A 15,016-nucleotide genomic window follows, 5' to 3' on the forward strand; every position below is an offset into this window, starting at 1 on the left:
CTGAGCCGGTTCTACGGAAAATTCCGGCGCGTGGCTGACTTTTGTGGGGTCCTTCGTGTTTGCTGCCCAGCGTGAGTCAAAATCATTACCAAGTCCTTGGCGTAGCCCCCACTGCCGCGGCCGCCGACATCAAGCGGGCCTACCGGCAGCTGGTGGTGCGGTTCCACCCCGACAAGCACGGCGGCGATGTCCGCTATGAGGACCAGTTCAAAGCTGTGGCCGTGGCTTATGGCGTGCTGGGCGACGCTGGCCGCCGCGCCGCCTACGACCACCAGCTGGCCCAGGCCAGCCGCCGCGCCCAGGAAACCCAGCGTCAGCAGCAATACCGCCCCGCCTCGCAGCACGTGTACGGCGTGCCCATGCCGCCGCCCACACCCCTGCGCACCCGCCCGCCCGCCGGAGCCCACGAGCGCCACTACCAGCGCATTCCGCAGCAGCGCCCCCGCTTCAACGCCCGCGACTGGCTGCTCACGCTGCTCTTCATTGCGGGCATAGTGCTGGCCGCGCTGGCCGTGAAGGTGACCATGGACCGGGTATCGGCCAGTAGCAACTACGACGACGGCCTGCGGGCCTATGCTCGCGGCGACTTTTCGGCGGCCTACACGTTTATGGACGAAACGCTGCATTTCCGGCCCGACTACGCGCCCGCCCTGCAGCGCCGGGGCGAGCTGGAGCTGTTCATCTTAAAAGACAGCCGTGCCGCCCACGCCGATTTCCAGGCGGCCCTGCGGCAGCCCCTGCCCCGGCGCGTGGCGGCCACTACGCTCTACCACCTCGGCCGCTGCGAAACCGCCCTGGGCCGCCCCACCGCCGCCGAGCTGCGCTACACCAACGCCCTGCAGCTGGACACTGCCCTTAGCGCCGCCTACCTGGCCCGTGGCAAAGCCCGCCTGCTCGACCTGCGCCAGCCCGCCCTGGCCCTGGCCGACCTGAATCAGGGAATTGCGCAGCGCCAGCGGGCCCACTTCCCTACGCCCTGGCACTACCTGCAGGTGCGAGGCGTGGCCCTCACCTCGCTGGGTGACTATGAGGCGGCCCGGGCCGCGTACTTTCAGGTTTTGCAAGCCCACCCGCGCGATGGCCGCACGCACTTCCTGCTCGGCCGGCTGGCCGCCCACACCCGCGACTCGGTAGCGGCCTGTGAGTTTTACCGCCGTGCCGTGGCGCTGGGCTACGAGTATGCCCGCCCGGCGCAGGAAGCCTGCAAATAGGATTGGCCGAAACGCAAACAACCGCCGCTGGCACGAGGCCGGCGGCGGTTGCCGTTGTTAAATTCAGTAGCTCAGAAAGCTCTACTGAGGCATCAGCACAGTGTTGATGACGTGGATGACACCATTGCTCTGCATTACGTCGGCGATGGTGACGGTCGAAACGCCGCCTTTCTCGTCTTTCAGCTCAATGGTTTTGGAGCCTTTCATCATAGCCGTCAGGGTGCCGCCGCTCACAGTTTTGAGAGTAGCCGTGCCTTTGCCGCCTTTGATGGCCTTCATGAGGTCCTTTGAGGTCATGCGACCAGCTACCACGTGGTAGGTCAGGATTTTGGTGAGGGTGGCCTTGTTCTCGGGCTTCACCAGGGTTTCGACCGTGCCAGCAGGCAGCTTGCCGAAGGCATCATTGGTAGGTGCAAATACGGTGAAAGGACCAGCGCTTTGCAGCGTTTCGACCAGGCCGGCGGCTTTCACAGCGGCTACCAGCGTGGTGTGGTCTTTCGAGTTAACTGCGTTTTCTACGATATTTTTCGTGGGGTACATGGCGGCGCCCCCTACCATCACCACTTTGGCCTTAGTCTTGGTTTGAGCAGAAACAGTAGTGGTAGCACCAACGCTGAACATGGCAACGAGGGCGAGGGAGAACAAGGTCTTTTTCATCGGTATAGCTAAATGATTTGATGTTTTGAATGATGACCCACCTACGCCACTCCTTCCGTGAGTGGATTGCCTAAACAGTAAGATTTTTTGAATGACCTGTGTATATCCATCGTGCCATAGGCTTGCAAGAGCCTCCTGCTGCGCCTGAGCAGGAGTGCTCCCTTCCTGCTCAACTCAAACATTTCTCCGACCCGGTACTTCCTGTTTCATGCGAATATTTACCCTGCTCCTTTTTCTGCTTCTCACCGTATCGGCCCGCGCCCAGAACCCCGGCACGGTGGCCGGCACCGTGCGCGACCGCGCCACCCAGGAGGTCCTGCCCGGCGTGAGCGTTACGCTGGACGGCACCAGTTTCGGCACCGCTACCGATGCCGAGGGGCGCTACCGCCTCACCGGCGTACCGGCCGGGGCCTACAACCTGCGGGCGGCATTTGTGGGCTACGACCCGCTGCTGCGCGCCGACATTGCCGTGAGCAGCGGCAACGTGAATACTATCAACCTGGAAATCAACAAGGGAGCCCAGGCGCTGGGCGAAGTAACCGTGACGGCCAACCGCGCCATTCGCGTGGCCACAGCCGAAACGCCGCTGAGCGTGCAGCGCCTCACCACCGAAGAAATCAAGAGCAACCCGGGCGGCAACTTCGACATTTCCAGGGTGGTGCAGAGCCTGCCCGGCGTGGGCGGCGGGGGCAGCGGCGGCACGGCCGGCTTCCGCAACGACATCATTATCCGGGGCGGCGCACCGAACGAAAACGTGTATTACCTCGACGGCATCGAGGTGCCGGTCATCAATCATTTTGCTACGCAGGGCAGCGCGGGCGGCCCGGCCGGCATCCTCAACGTGAGCTTTATTGAGGACGTGACGCTGAGCAGCTCGGCCTTTCATGCGCGCTACGACAACGCGCTGAGCTCGGTGCTGCAGTTCCGGCAGCGCGATGGCAATGCCGAGCGCATTCAGGGCAACCTGCGTACCTCGGGCACGGAAGTAGCAGCCACATTGGAAGGGCCGCTAACCAGGAACACCACGTTTCTGGCCTCGGCCCGGCGCTCGTATTTGCAGGTGCTATTTAAGCTGATTGACCTGCCCATCCGGCCCGATTTCTACGACTTTCAGTTCAAGACCACGACCAAGATTTCGCCCAAAACCACGCTGACCACGCTGGGGCTGGGGGCCATCGACCACTTTGAAGTAGTGCCGCCGAAGAAAAGCTCGCCCAGCAAGGAATTCATCCTGCGCAACAACCCCGTTATCGACCAATGGAACTATACCGTGGGCCTGAACCTGCGCCACCTCGTGGACAACGGCTACCTGAACCTGGCCCTGAGCCGCACCCAGCAAGCCGCCGCCGCCGACCAGTTCCAATTCGGCTACGCGGGCCAGGAAGCCTTCCGCAAGCTGCGCGCCCGCACCACCGAAATCGAAAACAAGCTGCGCGCCGACGTGAACAAGCGCGTGGGCCGCTGGCAGTACAGCTACGGCGTGGTGGGCCAGCTGGTGCACTACGATAACAACCTGAGCAACCGCATTCGGGCCGAAGTGCGCGACGCCGGCGGCGCGCTCGTGAGCCCAGCCGTGACGGTGCGCTTCGTCACCGATTTGGACTTTGTGCGCTACGGCGCGTTTGCCCAGGCCACGCGCACCTACGGAGCCGATAACCGCCTCACCGTCTCGGCCGGCCTGCGGGCCGACGGCACCAGCGCCCTGCTCCAGGGCTACCGCCTCGACCGGACGCTCTCGCCGCGGGCATCATTGAGCTACGCGCTGCGGCCCACGCTGAATTTGAACGCCAGCATTGGGCGCTACTACAAAATCCCGCCCAGCACGCTGCTGGGCTACCGCGACCCGGTCGGCATTCGCCTGAACGAAGGCAACCGCTACATCCGGTCCGACCATTATGTGGCGGGGCTGGAGTGGCTGCCCGGCGCGGCCACCCGCTTCACGCTGGAGGGCTTTTATAAGAAGTACGCCTACTACCCGGTGAGCGTGCGCGACGGCATCAGCCTGGCCAACCTGGGCGGCGACTTCAACGCCATCGGCAACGAGGCCGTGACCAGCACCGGCCGGGGCCGCGCCTACGGGGCCGAGACGTTTTTTCAGCAGAAGCTCAGCGGCAAGCTCTTCGCCATTGTGTCGCTCACGGCTTTCCGGTCCGAATTTACGGGTCGCGACGGCCTGTACAAGCCCACAGCCTGGGACACGCGGTTTCTGGGCTCGGCGCTGCTGGGCTACAAGCTGGGCCGGGGCTGGGAGCTGGGCGCTAAGTTTCGCGTGGGCGGCGGCGGCCCCTACACGCCCTACGACGAAGCGGCCAGCCGCGCCAGCTACCAGGCCATCGGCCAAGGCATTCTCGACTACAGCCGGCTCAACACGCAGCGCCTGGGCTCCTTCCAACAGCTCGACCTGCGCCTCGACAAGAAAATCAGCCTGCGCCGCCTCAGCTTCGATTTCTACATCGACGTGCAGAATGCGCTGCTGACCAAGCCCGTGTCGGTGCCCACCTACACCTTCGAGCGCCTGGCCGACAACTCCGGCTACGCCACCACCGACGGCCAGGCCCTGCGCCCCGATGGCCGCAACGCCGTGCCCGTCCTGTTGCCGGACAGCGACGCGCTGGTGGTGCCCACCATTGGGTTTATCGTGGAGTTTTAGGGCTTGGGCAATAAGTCGGCACTCAGGAAAGCCGACTTGGGCGAACTACGTCTACGGCATACTGAAACTGGTCGAAAAAATTTCCTGTAGCTCGGGCCTTCCTTTTACTTCGGTGCATTCAAAGCAACTAAACCGAGAAAGTGATGTGGACGAGAACCGCTATTTGCCTGTTTTTCCTCCTGTGGAAAACGCTTCCCACCGTCCAGGCCCAGGTCGTTGAGCTGCGCGGCACGGTCACGACGACCAGCCGGCAGCCCGTTGAGTTTGCTACCGTGCTGCTGTTGCGGGCGCAGGATTCTACCAGCGTCCAGACCACGGTAGCTGATGCCAACGGGGCCTTTTTCCTGCCCGGCGTAGCTCCAGGGGCCTACCGCGTGCGCGCCATGTTTATTGGCTTGGTGCCCAAAACGCTGCTGCTGGAAGTACGGGCGGGCGAAGCCCCGGCACCCATTGAGCTGCAGCTGCTGGCGGCCCCACAGCAGCTGGGCGAAGTGCAGGTAACCGCCAACCGGCCCCGCATCACCCAACTGCCCGACCGCCTGGTGATGGACGTGGCCAGCGGCCCCCTGGCGGCGGGCTACACGGCGCTGGAAGTGTTGGAAAAAGCCCCTGGCATCTACATCGACCCACGCTCGGAAAGCATTTCGCTGAACGGCAAAGGGGCCATTATTATCGTGGATGGCAAGCGCACGTACATGTCGGGCACCGATTTGGCGGTGTTTCTCAAGGGGCTGGCCAGCCAGGAGCTGCAAAAGGTGGAGCTCATCACCAGCCCCGGCGCGAAGTACGACGCGGAGGGCTCGGGTGGCATTGTGAACATTATCACCAAGAAAAACCTGCTGAACGGTACCAAAGGCAGCCTGACGCTGGGCGCGGGCGGCACCACTAACAGCCGCCAGACGGTCGGTATCTCGCTCAACCACAAGCACGGGGCCGTGGCGCTTTACAGCGGCTACACGCTGTCGGGCCGCCAGACTTCCGTGTCTGACGTGTCGCAAACCGACTACCTGGCCGGAGGCGAGGGCCGCATTGTGGCCACCCACCTGACCACTGCCGGGTCGCCCACCGAACAACTGTCGCACAACCTCAAGGCGGGCCTGGACTGGCAGCTGACGCCCAAAACCGCCCTGAACCTGTACCTGCGCGGCCTGCGCACTGACCGCAGCAGCACCACCGACGCCTCGACGCGGCTGTTGCGCGCCGCCGCGCCCGACTCCACCCTGGCCAGCTTCACCACCGCCGACTACTACTCCACGCAGTACGCCGGCAACCTGGGCCTGCGGCAGCAGTTGGATTCGATAAGCACGCTAACCGCTGATTTGGACTACTCCAACTATCAGTCGGCGGGCGACAACCGCATCAGCAATACGTTTCTCACATCCCAAGGCAACGTACCCAGCCTGGGCGTGCAGCTGCGCAACCACCTACCTACCACCATCAACATCCTGGCCGGGCAGATGGACTACGAGCGGCGGCTACCCAGCGGCACCATGGCCCTGGGGGCTAAGCACAGCTACGTGAACTCGGCCAACGATGCGCGCTACGAGCTGCTGCGCGAAAGCACCTGGCAGAACGATGCCACTCGCACCAATTTTTTCACTTACCAGGAAAATATCACGGCGGCGTACGCCACTTACGCCGGCAAGCTCCGCCACCTGGAGTACCGTTTGGGCCTACGGGCCGAGCACACGGCGTCGACGGGCTACCTGCTAACCACGGATAAGGAGAACGTGCGCGACTACACCAGCCTTTTTCCGTCGGTGCTACTGAGCCAAGCCGTGGGCAAAAACAACTACCTCAGCCTGGCTTACGCCCGGCGCATTCAACGGCCCGGCTACCAGTCGCTGAACCCGTTTATTTATTTTCAGGACGTCTACACCTATTCGCAGGGCAACCCCTTTCTGCGGCCCGAATACACTCACGCGCTGGACCTAACCTACACCCTGAAAAGCGCGTTTGTGTTCGTGGGGGGCTATTCGCAGACCGCGGACGTCATCTCCTGGGTAACCCAGCGGGAAAGCCCGGGCTCGCTGGTGACGCAAACGCGGGCCCAGAATCTGGACCGCCAGCAGCGCTGGACGCTGAGCGTGACGGCACCGTTCACGCCCTGGAAATGGTGGACCATCAATAACTCACTCAATACCAGCTACACTACGTACTTCCTGCGCTCAGTGCCCAATGCACCGCGCACGGTGCAGGGTGTGGCGGGCGTATACAGCATCTCCAATGATTTTGCCCACAAAAGCGGCTGGCACCTGAGCCTGTCGGGCTACTTCCAAAGCGCCATGCCCAGCGGGGCCAGCCGGGTGCAGGGCCAGTATTCGGCCAATGTGGGCGTTCAGAAGAAATTTATGCAGGACCGGCTGGCCCTGCGCGCCGTGTACAACGACGTGTTGCGCACGGCCCGCGCGGTATCCATTCTGGAACTCGACAACCTGCGCAGCCGCGACACCTACCGCTGGGACTCCAATTTCTTCCTGGTCACGCTCAGCTACCAGCTAGGCAACCAGAAAGTAAAGGCCGCCAACAAAAACCGCAACGTGACGCAGGATGAAGAAGGACGCATCCGCTAGCCTGCTCCAAGCGGCACCAGCCTTGACCACGCCTCAGGCCAAACTTCAGCAGATTGCCGCTTGCCTGCAGCAACCCCTGCCGCTGGCCAAGCGCCCCGGCTTTTCGGGCGGCCAGCTTGGGCCTTTTCTATTCCTGTACGCCTACGCCACTCACACGGGGAGCGAGGCGGCGGCAATCGCCGCCCAAGGGCTGCTGCACGCCGCCGTGCGACAGTTCACGACCCTGGCTCCGAGCCTTACCTACTACCGCGAGCTGGTCGAGTTTGGCACTATGTTACTGTATTTGCGCGAGCAGGAATACATCGACGACAGCTTTGAGCCACTGCTGCAACAAGTGGACCTGCGCGCCACCCATGGCCTACAAATACTGGCCCAACAGCAGCAGTACGACCCTTTTGTGGGCTATCTGCCGATGGCCTGGTACTTTCTGCGGCGCGGTGCCACCGCCCCGGCCAGTATCCCCGCATTGCACTTGGTAGCCGATACGCTGTTGCGCGACTATCAGCCCGTGGACGATGGCGCAGCGGGCTTTTGGTATTCGGGGCTCTTTGGCAAGCGGCAGGTATACCTGGGCTGGAGCCACGGACAGGCGGCTATCATGCTATTTCTGACGCAGCTGCTGGCTACCGATTTTGACCACCGCCGAGCCGAACTGCGGCATATGCTGGCCGGAGTGGCCCACTACCTTATACTGCCTCACGAGCACACCGGCCGCAATCAGCACCCCGACATTGTGGGCCAGCCCGGCCCGTCGGATACCCTCAACCTGTGCTACGGCGACTTGGGCATTGGCTTTGCGCTATTGCAGGCCGCTCACTCCCTAGCCAACAACGGCCTGCGGCAGCACGCCCTACGCACCCTCACGCTGGCCGCCGCCCGCCGCCATCCCGCCCACTGCAACGTACACGATGCTTCGCTTATCTACGGCGCCAGTGGCAACGCTTTGTTTTTTAAGCACCTCCAGCGGGAATACCCGGCGCAGCCCACCTTTGGCGAAGCGGCCACCTATTGGTATGAGCAGGCTCAACAGCTAAGCCAGCACCCAGAGCTGGTGGCCGGTTACCAAAACCACTACAACCAGCACGATGCCAGCGCCCGCTACTCCCTGTTCGAGGGCCTGGCGGGGTTTGGGCTGGTGCTGCTCGAATTTGAGGTCGACACCATTCATTCCATGCCCTTGCTAGGCTACCCTTCCTGCTTATGAACGCAGCCCCCGTCCTCACTATTTCTCCTTCTATCACCGATGCTATTCTGAGCGGCCTGCACTCGATGAAGCAATTGCAGGCCCCGGAGGAGGATATTACCTTCCATACCGGCGATATGGGCTACGCGCTGCTGTATGCCTACGCCCACCGACTCACGGGCGAGGACAGCCATTGGGATGCCCTGATGAAGACCCTGGATGCCACCCTGGCCCGGCTGCAAAGCCCGGAGCTGGCCCAGTTCCTCACCCGGCCGGGGCTGCTGCCCAACTTAGGCCTGCTACTGCAAATCCTCCAACGCGATGACATTGTGGAAGTAGACCTGGGCGAGGAAACGCTGGCCCAGTTCGACGACATCATCTATAATCAGACGCTGGGCTACCTGCGCGTCCGGAATATCGACATGCTGTACGGGGCCACCGGGGCCCTGCACTACCTAAGCACGCGGGCGGCCCGGCCCCAGGTAGTGACCTACCTGCAGAAATTGTTCGATGAGCTGATGCTCACGAAAATCGAGGACGAGCGCGGCATTCGCTTCTTCAACTCTCACATCAACTTCCTCAATGGCAACACCGATGTGAACATGGGGCTGGCCCACGGGCACTGCGGCCTGCTGCTGGTGCTGCTGCAGCTGCACGATGCCGGCGTGCTGCAAGCCGAAATATCCGCCCTGACCAGCTCCATGGTCGACTACCTGCTGGGCCTGGAGCTGCCGCCGGAACCGGAGTTGGACCGGGTGTCCTACTTCCCAGCCCGGCATCAGGATGCCCTGCCGCTGCACAATGCCCAAAACCGGCAGGCCTACAACAACCGCATGGGCTGGTGCTACGGCGACCTGAACGTGGTGCAGGTGCTCTACCAAGCCCAGCGCGTGCTGCACCGGCCGGAGCTAACGGCCATTGCCGACCGCGTGGGGGCGCACGCCTGTGGCCGCCGCAGCCTGCACGCCTCGGGTATTGACAGTGCCCACCTCTGCCACGGCTCGGTGAGCCTGGTGCTCTATTACCGCCGCCTCTACCAGCTGCGCCCGCTGCCCTGCTACCGCGAAGCCCGGCAGTACTGGCTCGACCAAACCCTGGACCAACTCCCCACCACGTTCGAGCAAGCGCCCACGGCCTTCAAAGGCACCAGCCTGCTCATGGGCTTGCCCGGCGTACTGCTGGTGCTCATTTCTGAAGCCCTGGACGAGCCGCTGGCTTGGCCCGAGTTGTTTTTGCTATAGTTCTTCTCCTCTTCCTAACCTCTCTTTCTGATGAAAAAGCTAGCCATTGGGTTGCTCGATTTTGGTATCCGACATCAGTCGGTAAACAGCCTGCTGCGCATCAACGACCTGCTCGACTACGCCAGTCAGGCCGACCGGCTGGGCTTTTCGCGCTTGTGGCTCAGCGAGCACCACATTCCCTCGGCGGTGCAGGCCTGGAGCAGCCCCACTATTCTGCTGCCGCTGCTGGCCGGCATGACCAGCCGCATTCGGGTGGGCGTGGCCGGGATTCTACTGGGCATTCATCAGCCCTACCACGTGGCGGGCGAGTACAAGATGCTCAACAACCTCTTCCCCAACCGCATCGACCTGGGCCTGGCCAACGGCGGCGTGATGCCCACCGTGGCCGAGCTGGCCACCGGCATTGCCGGGCTCAACATGCCGGAGTCGTTTGCGCAAAACCTGGCTAAGCTCTTTTTCTGCCTCAACGAAGAGGAGGAACTACTGAAGCTGGGCACGGTGCTGCCGCCCTACAAAGGCTCGGTGCCGCCCACCTGGGCCCTGAGCACCAACATGGGCAAGAGCCTGCACCGCGCCCTCGACCACAACATGAACCTGGCGCGCTCCATTTTCCACAAGGGGGCCGACCGGGAATTTCACAAGGATACCCTGCTGGATTTTAAGGAGGAGTTTTATGCCCGCCACCAGCGTTACCCCCAAACGACGCTCGTGATTGCGGGCGCCGTGCATCGTTCCACGGCCAAAGCTTACGCCGCCGCCGCACCCATCGAAACCGGCTACGACTACAACATTGTGGGTACGCCCACGCAGTTTCACGAAACCCTGCTGCAATACCAGCACGACTACGGCTTCGACGAAATCATCATTCAGAATGTGGCCCTCAAGCCCAAAGACCGCGCCTTGGCCCTGGACCTGTGGAGCGACGTGTTTGACCTGAAGCACAGCACCGCCGTGCCCACGGCTAATACCATGGCCTAGCGCGGTGCCGATGAGTTAAAAAGAACGTCACTAAAAAGAACGTTCATGCTTATCTGGCGTCCGCGTAGTCGAAGCATGACGGCCTGACCACCAAAAATACTACGCTACCCACTTGCTGAGCTTTCGATTTTTAACCGCCGCCTTATGTCCGCCTTTCCTTACTATCGCCAATTGGAGACCATGGATTGTGGCCCCACTTGCCTGCGCATGATTGCGCGCTTTTACGGCAAGAATTTCAGTCTGGAAACGCTGCGCCACAAAACCCGCCGCAGCCGTAGCGGCGTATCGCTGCTGGGCATCAGCAAGGCCGCCGAGCAGATTGGCTTCCGCACGGTGGGGGCCAAGGTCAGCTATGAGGCCTTGCAGAGCACTACCAACCTGCCCTGCATCGCACACTGGAATCAGGACCATTTCGTGGTGATTTACAAAATCAAGCGCGGGCGGGTGTACGTGGCCGACCCCGGCCGCTCGCTCCTCTCCTACCAGAAAAAAGAGTTTCTGGAGAAGTGGCGCATCGGCCAAAACACCACCGCCGACGAGGGCATCGTCCTATTTATAGAGCCCACACCGTCATTCTACACGGCCGAGGAGGAAATCAATTCCTCTATCGGCATCACTAAGATTGTGGATTACCTGCGCAGCCACCGCCGCCTGTTTGCGCAGCTGGTACTGGGCCTGCTGGTAGGAGCCCTAATTCAGGGCCTGATGCCGTTTTTCACGCGGGCCATTGTCGATATCGGCATCAGCACGCACGACGTGAAATTTATTTACACGGTGCTAGCCGGGCAGCTGCTGCTATCGGTAGGCCAAACGGCGGTAGAATTTATAAGGGGCTGGATACTGTTGCATATCAGCACGCGCATCAGTATTGCGATTCTGTCCGATTTTCTGATGAAGCTGCTGCGACTGCCGCTCTCCTTCTTCGATGCCAGCATTACCGGCGACATTATTCAGCGCATCAACGACCAGCGGCGCATCGAGCTGTTTCTCACCAGTACGCTGCTCAACACGCTGTTTTCGCTGGTCAGCCTAGTGGTGTTTGGCAGCGTGCTGTTCAATTTCAGCCGGCCTATTTTCAGCATCTTTCTGGTGGGCAGCCTGCTATACATGGGCTGGGTCATGTTTTTCCTGCGGTTTCGCAAGCAGCTCGATTACAAACGCTTCGATGTAGCCAGCAGCTCGTACAACAACATCACGCAGCTCATCGGCGGCATTCACGAGATAAAGCTCAATGACTGTGGCAGCAACAAACTCTGGGAGTGGGAGCGGATTCAGGCCAAGCTGTTTAACTACAATACCCAGTCGCTATCGCTAAGCCAGTACCAGCAGGTAGGCGCGTTCTTCATCAACCACACCAAGAACATTCTCATCATCTTTTACGCGGCGCAGGCTGTGTTGCAGGGCACGCTTTCGCTGGGCGAGATGCTAGCCATTCAGTTTATTGTGGGGCAGCTCAACCTGCCGGTCGAGCAACTCATCCAGTTCACCCAGAGCGCCCAGGATGCGAAAATCAGCGTGGACCGCCTCAACGACGTACACCGGGTGACCGACGAGGAGCCCGACGACAAGCTGCTCATCAGCAGCCTGCCCGACGACAAATCCATCTCGCTGCGCGACGTGAGCTTCACCTACCCCGGGGCCGGCAACAAGGCCGTGCTGTCGGGGCTGGATATCGACATTCCGCAGGGCAAGATTACGGCCATTGTGGGCGACAGTGGTAGCGGCAAAACCACTATTCTCAAGCTGTTGCTTAAGATTCAGCAGCCCGAAAGCGGCCGCATCGCCATCGAGGACACCGACTACAACACCCTCTCGCACGCGGCCTTGCGCAGAGACTGTGGCGTGGTGATGCAGGACGGCTACATCTTCTCCGACACCATTGCCAACAACATCATGGTGAGCAGTGAGGAAAAGAGTCCGCAGCGCCTGCTGCATGCTTTGCGCATGGCCAACATCGAACAGTTTGTGAAGGACTCGGCCCTGGGCCTGAACACCAAAATCGGGGTCGACGGCAACGGCCTGAGTCAGGGGCAGAAGCAGCGCATTCTCATTGCCCGAGCCATTTATAAAAACCCCAGCTACCTCTTTCTCGACGAAGCCACCAACGCCCTGGACGCCAACAACGAAAAAGCCATCATGGAAAACCTGAACCTGTTTTTTAAAGGCCGCACCGTGGTGGTGGTGGCTCACCGACTGAGCACGGTCAAAAATGCCGACCAAATCATTGTGCTTCAAAGAGGCAGGGTTACCGAGCGCGGTACCCACGATGAGCTGGTGCGGCAGGAAGGACCCTACTATCAGCTCGTGCGTAACCAACTCAACCTTGGCAATTAGCGCCTGAAGTCTGCTATATATTCCCGCCTTCTTGTACATTTAGCAGCCCAGCGGTCTGCCTCCGCTTCTGCTCTTCCTTTCCTGCTATGTTGGATAAGTCTAAAGGGATTTCGGCGCTACTTTCCGGCACCAATACCGACAAGCGCCTGACCATCGTTCTGCACGTCCTGTTCTGGATGGTGGCGTACAGCTGGTTCGTGTTTCAGAGCCGCTGGCTGAGCGGCAACCAGCACCCCGAGGTGACCACCCTCATGGCCCTGAGCCGCAACTTGGTCGTTATCATCGCCTTTTACCTGGTTTCTTATTGCATCAGCGCGCGCCGCTACACGCAGCTTACGTGGCTGCTGGTGCTGCTGCTGCTGCTGGCCGCCGTCGTGGCCTACTGCCTAGTGGCCTACTACCTCTACAATTACATCAACGTGGCATATCCCGATATGCCACCATTCTTCAAGAACCTGGTAGCCAGCATCTCCAAGCAAGGACCCTGGACGTTTCTATTCGATTCGGAGGTGATGTACTTCCACGGAATTCAGCTCATCATTGCCTTCTTCATTCCGTTTATTGTCAAGACGTTTCGCTCCATTTTCCAGGCGCGCGTCAAGAGCATTGCCCTCGAAAAGGACAACCTGAAGCTGGAGCTCGACTTCCTGCGGTCTCAAATAAACCCCCATTTCCTGTTCAATACCCTCAACAGCGTCTATTCGCTGATTGAGGACAAGGACAAAACGGCAGCGTCCATCGTGCTGTCGCTCTCGCACATGATGCGCTACGCCCTCTACGATTCGGCCACCACCGAGGTAGAGGTAGATAAGGAACTGGCTTTCATTCAGAACTACATCGAGATTCAGAGCATCCGGCACCGACGTCGGCTCGATGTCGACCTCGACATTTCGCACCAGCTCGGGTCGCAGCGCATTCCGCCGCTGCTGCTCATCAACTTCATCGAAAACGCCATCAAACACGGCGTTGATAAGCTCCTGCGCAAGGCCTGGATTCGCATTCAGGCCTATCGTGATGATAATGGGGCATTCTGCTTTGTGGTGGCCAATTCCAAGCCGCACCAGCCCGAAGAAGGGCCCATCGAAGGCATTGGCATCAAAAATACCCGACGACGACTCAACATTTTGTATCCCAACGCCCACTCCCTGCAAATCAGCCACACTGAGACGCAGTACGAAATTCTACTACGCATATGGCAATAGAAAAGCGGCTTTCCTGCATCATCATCGATGATGAGCCCCTGGCTCAGGACCTTCTGAAGAAGTACACCAACCGCCTAAGCTTCTTGGAACTGACCACCATTTTCGACAATGCGGTGGAGGCCTTGAGCCAGATGGAAACTCTGCGCCCCGACATCATCCTGCTGGACGTGAATATGCCAGAGATGAGTGGCATCGAATTTCTAAAAACCTTCTCTAACTTCCAGCCAGCCGTCATTCTTACCACGGCCTATTCCGAATATGCCCTAGAAGGTTTTGAGCACAACGTGGCCGACTTCATCCTCAAGCCCATTGTGTTCGAGCGGTTTGTGAAGGCCATTAATAAAGCCCGCGAAAAAATTGGCGCGGGCGCCGCGGTGCTGGCCGAGCCTCAGCGCATGCTGCTCATCAAGGAAAACAAGCGGTTCATCCGCGTCGCGCTCGACGATGTGCTTTTTGTGGAGGGCATGAAGGACTACTTGAAAATCCACACCAAAACCAAGGTCATCATCACCCACATGACCATGACCAAGATGGAAACCATGCTGGACAAGGCCACTTTCCTGCGCGTCAACCGCTCCTACATCGTTCAGAAAGCTGCCATCAAGGCCATCACCGGCAACGTCATCGAGACCATCAACAACGCGGAGCTGCCCATTGGCGTGAATTACCGGGAGTCCATCCGGAAGATGACCGAAAAGGGAATATTGTAAGCGAATTTTTGTTCTTCGCTTTCAAAACGTCATGCTGAGCGCAGTCGAAGCATGACGTTCTTTTTTGCACCCTCTACACATACTTCTTATTGCTGGCCGCTACTCTACCCTACTAAAAATCGGGCATAAAAACGGGAAGGTTCGACCTTTGTAGTTCCTCAACTGCCAAAAGCGCCCCCTCCCAGTGAAGCAATGCCTCGTTGCCAAAATTACGACCCTTTTGCATTCGGCACCGCTGGTGCGGAACCTGGCCTGCAAGAAGTTCATTGCCCGCTTC

The 15,016-nt window shown here is 60.2% G+C and carries 10 protein-coding genes; 9 read left to right on the top strand and 1 reads right to left on the bottom strand.

Features of this window, described 5'->3' with window-relative positions; translation table 11 throughout:
- The first annotated feature begins 71 nt into the window (after nt 1–71).
- Nucleotides 72–1,211, top strand: coding sequence for a J domain-containing protein (locus IEW17_RS15120; RefSeq protein WP_188562895.1), 1,140 nt, complete (start codon nt 72–74; stop codon nt 1,209–1,211).
- Between the two features lie 81 nt (nt 1,212–1,292).
- Here the strand turns inward: IEW17_RS15120 and IEW17_RS15125 are convergent, their stop codons facing one another.
- Nucleotides 1,293–1,868 carry a fasciclin domain-containing protein gene (locus IEW17_RS15125; protein WP_188562896.1) on the bottom strand — a complete coding sequence of 192 codons (576 nt, stop codon included), beginning with the start codon at nt 1,866–1,868 and terminating at the stop codon, nt 1,293–1,295.
- A gap of 208 nt (nt 1,869–2,076) precedes the next feature.
- Here IEW17_RS15125 and IEW17_RS15130 point away from each other — a divergent pair, with 208 nt between their 5' ends.
- From IEW17_RS15130 to IEW17_RS15165, 8 genes are all read left to right on the top strand, one after another.
- Nucleotides 2,077–4,518: a TonB-dependent receptor gene (locus IEW17_RS15130; protein ID WP_188562897.1), complete on the top strand. Its 2,442-nt coding sequence runs from the start codon at nt 2,077–2,079 to the stop codon at nt 4,516–4,518.
- Between the two features lie 143 nt (nt 4,519–4,661).
- Nucleotides 4,662–7,091 (top strand): outer membrane beta-barrel protein, encoded by a 2,430-nt coding sequence (locus tag IEW17_RS15135; protein ID WP_229749034.1) that lies wholly within the window; start codon nt 4,662–4,664, stop codon nt 7,089–7,091.
- Nucleotides 7,069–8,295, top strand: a complete 1,227-nt coding sequence (locus tag IEW17_RS15140) for a lanthionine synthetase LanC family protein (RefSeq protein ID WP_188562899.1) — start codon at nt 7,069–7,071, stop codon at nt 8,293–8,295. The genes IEW17_RS15135 and IEW17_RS15140 overlap by 23 nt, the downstream gene beginning before the upstream one ends.
- Nucleotides 8,292–9,515, top strand: coding sequence for a lanthionine synthetase LanC family protein (locus IEW17_RS15145; RefSeq protein WP_188562900.1), 1,224 nt, complete (start codon nt 8,292–8,294; stop codon nt 9,513–9,515). The genes IEW17_RS15140 and IEW17_RS15145 overlap by 4 nt, the downstream gene beginning before the upstream one ends.
- Before the next feature lie 30 nt (nt 9,516–9,545).
- Nucleotides 9,546–10,493 (top strand): LLM class flavin-dependent oxidoreductase, encoded by a 948-nt coding sequence (locus IEW17_RS15150; protein WP_188562901.1) that lies wholly within the window; start codon nt 9,546–9,548, stop codon nt 10,491–10,493.
- A gap of 144 nt (nt 10,494–10,637) precedes the next feature.
- Nucleotides 10,638–12,827 (top strand): peptidase domain-containing ABC transporter, encoded by a 2,190-nt coding sequence (locus IEW17_RS15155; protein ID WP_188562902.1) that lies wholly within the window; start codon nt 10,638–10,640, stop codon nt 12,825–12,827.
- A gap of 86 nt (nt 12,828–12,913) precedes the next feature.
- Nucleotides 12,914–14,029 carry a sensor histidine kinase gene (locus IEW17_RS15160; RefSeq protein ID WP_188562903.1) on the top strand — a complete coding sequence of 372 codons (1,116 nt, stop codon included), beginning with the start codon at nt 12,914–12,916 and terminating at the stop codon, nt 14,027–14,029.
- Entirely contained in the window at nt 14,020–14,739 is a 720-nt protein-coding gene (locus tag IEW17_RS15165) for a LytR/AlgR family response regulator transcription factor (RefSeq protein ID WP_229749035.1), read from the top strand. Before IEW17_RS15160 ends, IEW17_RS15165 begins: the two co-directional genes overlap by 10 nt.
- The last annotated feature ends 277 nt before the right edge of the window (nt 14,740–15,016 follow it).

The organism is Hymenobacter frigidus (assembly GCF_014640435.1).
GTDB classification, from domain to species: Bacteria; Bacteroidota; Bacteroidia; order Cytophagales; family Hymenobacteraceae; genus Hymenobacter; species Hymenobacter frigidus.

Excerpts from the sequence above, each read along its gene's own strand:
- IEW17_RS15125 (WP_188562896.1), bottom strand. The coding sequence starts at position 1,868 with ATGAAAAAGACCTTGTTCTCCCTCGCCCTCGTTGCCATGTTCAGCGTT.
- IEW17_RS15130 (WP_188562897.1), top strand. The coding sequence starts at position 2,077 with ATGCGAATATTTACCCTGCTCCTTTTTCTGCTTCTCACCGTATCGGCC.
- IEW17_RS15135 (WP_229749034.1), top strand. The coding sequence starts at position 4,662 with ATGTGGACGAGAACCGCTATTTGCCTGTTTTTCCTCCTGTGGAAAACG.
- IEW17_RS15140 (WP_188562899.1), top strand. The coding sequence starts at position 7,069 with ATGAAGAAGGACGCATCCGCTAGCCTGCTCCAAGCGGCACCAGCCTTG.
- IEW17_RS15145 (WP_188562900.1), top strand. The coding sequence starts at position 8,292 with ATGAACGCAGCCCCCGTCCTCACTATTTCTCCTTCTATCACCGATGCT.
- IEW17_RS15150 (WP_188562901.1), top strand. The coding sequence starts at position 9,546 with ATGAAAAAGCTAGCCATTGGGTTGCTCGATTTTGGTATCCGACATCAG.
- IEW17_RS15155 (WP_188562902.1), top strand. The coding sequence starts at position 10,638 with ATGTCCGCCTTTCCTTACTATCGCCAATTGGAGACCATGGATTGTGGC.
- IEW17_RS15160 (WP_188562903.1), top strand. The coding sequence starts at position 12,914 with ATGTTGGATAAGTCTAAAGGGATTTCGGCGCTACTTTCCGGCACCAAT.
- IEW17_RS15165 (WP_229749035.1), top strand. The coding sequence starts at position 14,020 with ATGGCAATAGAAAAGCGGCTTTCCTGCATCATCATCGATGATGAGCCC.